The following is a 993-nucleotide window of genomic DNA, read 5'->3' as shown; positions in this document are numbered from 1 at the left end:
TAACCTGAATCTCGTTTAAGAAAATTGAACTAAATGCCTGTTCCGAGATCCGATCTTTCGACCAAGAACGATTGGATAAACAAGGAACAGGCATGATTAAATTAGTTGAATTGTTTTGCGATGTCGACGATTTTTGCAAAGTATTTATACCTCAATGGGAAAAACAATTACTCGAAGACGGTACCCAAAAACGTCAACGAGCAGGACGTATGACGACCAGTGAAATCATGACAATTGTCATTAGTTTTCATATGTCACATCACCGTGATTTTAAAAATTACTATCTTGGCTATGTTTCACTTATGTATAAAAGTGAATTTCCTAACTTACTCAGTTACACACGATTTTTAGCCGTTATGCCGAGGATACTTGTACCGATGTGTGCTTATTTTACTTCACTTAAAGGTAAACCCACAGGCGTTGAATTCATTGATTCTACATGTATTAAGGTGTGTCATAATATTCGTATTCCCAGACACAAAACCTTTGATGGAATAGCCCAGCGAGGCAAAGGAACGATGGGTTGGTTTTATGGCTTCAAGTTGCATTTAATAGTTAATCACCACGGTGAAATTGTCGCTGCCAAAGTGACAACAGGTAATGTGCATGATACGCAACCAGTGCGTGAATTAGCGAGCTGCCTTACAGACAAATTGTATGGTGACAAAGGGTATTTAAGTAAAGCCTTAGAAGCGGATTTACTCGATAAAGGTGTGAAGCTCATTACGACTGTTCGCAAAAATATGAAAGCAAAAGCGATGTCATTATGGGATAGAGCGATGCTTTCAAAGCGGTTTATAATCGAGACAATTAATGATCAACTCAAGAACATATCCTTCATTGAACATTCGAGACATCGGAGTATGAACGGTTTTATGTTGAATTTAGTAGCTGGGTTGGTGGCTTATTGCTTGAAAGAAAATAAGCCACACCTTAATTTAACTGACGTAGAGCTCAACGCACTAGTTATCGCTTAAGCAGATCTCAGGTTAA

General features: G+C 38.3%; 1 protein-coding gene. It reads left to right on the top strand.

Features of this window, described 5'->3' with window-relative positions; translation table 11 throughout:
- The first annotated feature begins 92 nt into the window (after positions 1–92).
- Positions 93–977, top strand: a complete 885-nt coding sequence (locus tag H5058_RS18100) for an IS982 family transposase (RefSeq protein ID WP_008465638.1) — start codon at positions 93–95, stop codon at positions 975–977.
- Positions 978–993: the final 16 nt, after the last annotated feature.

The sequence above is a fragment of the Pseudoalteromonas sp. SR45-4 genome, assembly GCF_014163535.1.
Lineage (GTDB): Bacteria > Pseudomonadota > Gammaproteobacteria > Enterobacterales > Alteromonadaceae > Pseudoalteromonas > Pseudoalteromonas nigrifaciens.
This window is presented reverse-complemented; position numbering and strand designations above follow the sequence as displayed.